At 41.7% G+C, this 881-nt stretch carries 1 protein-coding gene; it reads left to right on the forward strand.

The window, feature by feature from the left end; all coding sequences use genetic code 11:
• Positions 1 to 87 precede the first annotated feature (87 nt).
• Positions 88 to 648: a riboflavin biosynthesis intermediates N-glycosidase gene (gene ybiA / locus MO867_RS22310; RefSeq protein WP_252473261.1), complete on the forward strand. Its 561-nt coding sequence runs from the start codon at positions 88 to 90 to the stop codon at positions 646 to 648.
• Positions 649 to 881: the final 233 nt, after the last annotated feature.

Raw genomic sequence — 881 nt, forward strand, 5'->3', positions numbered from 1 at the left:
GCTTAGAAATATAGAGAAGGGTGATATAAAGACGCTTCTTTTGAATTAACTGTTAAGCGCAGGCATACATCAAGTATTGGAAGAAAATTGAAGATTAGAACAAGAGAAGAGCTTGTCGATTTTGTAAACCACGGAAACAAGGTGAAATATGTCTTTTTCTGGGGGCATCAAGAAAAAGACGGCCAAGTAACAAAGAGCTGCTTTAGCCAGTGGTATGATTCAAAATTCGAAGAAGATGGAAATGAATTTATCACGGCCGAGCATTACATGATGTATCACAAGGCTAAGTTGTTTGGTGATAATAACGCATGTGATAAGGTGCTTTCTGCCAGTAATCCAGGAGAAGCTAAGGCTGTTGGCCGAGAGGTACTTGGATTCGAGCAAGAATTATGGGATGAGAAACGATTTGAGATTGTGGTAAATGCTAATCTAGCGAAGTTCTCTCAAGATTCAGAACTAAAGGAGTTTTTGCTAAATACCGGAAATCGAGTATTAGTCGAGTCTAGTCCAGTAGATAAAGTATGGGGTATTGGTTTAGCTCAAGACAATCCAGCATCTGAAAACCCAAATACATGGAAAGGTCTCAATCTTTTAGGGTTCGCACTCATGGAAGTTAGAGATCAGCTTACAAATCAGGCAGGCGCTTAACAAGCGCGTGCAATCTGACCTCCGGCCACTGTCACCTTTTGTGCAAAAAGCCGCACAAAAGGCGCCAGTAGCCTCCGGCAGTTGACGCGGGCGTTACATTTTAAATCGGAGATAAGATGTTTTACGAATTAAAGTATCCAGAAAATCTAGACCAAGGTGTAGCGGCGCGCGATAAATTGCGCCGACTGATGCATTAAATGGTTTCTTAAATTTGTTGCACTCTATGCAACTGC

This window comes from Microbulbifer okhotskensis (assembly GCF_023895975.1).
Lineage (GTDB): Bacteria > Pseudomonadota > Gammaproteobacteria > Pseudomonadales > Cellvibrionaceae > Microbulbifer > Microbulbifer okhotskensis.